Annotated in this window: 1 pseudogene; it reads right to left on the bottom strand. The window is 39.0% G+C overall.

The features are described 5' to 3' along the window. Positions 1–218, bottom strand: a pseudogene (locus HMPREF2758_RS06990) (hypothetical protein); the annotation flags it as partial.

A 218-nucleotide genomic window follows, 5' to 3' on the forward strand; every position in this document is an offset into this window, starting at 1 on the left:
GATAGTTTTATTCGATTGTCACCGTAAAAGCTAATACAAGCCAATCGTTCGCCAGATTCATGATAGCCTCTTCCTAAACGTTCATCATTAATGGTACAAGATATCTGATGCTCCTTACCATCAGGAATATATTTGATGCGAATATGACACCTTCCTAAAAGAGGAAAGTGTCTTCCCCCAATTGGTCCCATCTCCTTATAATCATAAGGAACAGACTG

Source organism: Facklamia sp. HMSC062C11 (genome assembly GCF_001810675.1).
Lineage (GTDB): Bacteria > Bacillota > Bacilli > Lactobacillales > Aerococcaceae > Facklamia > Facklamia hominis.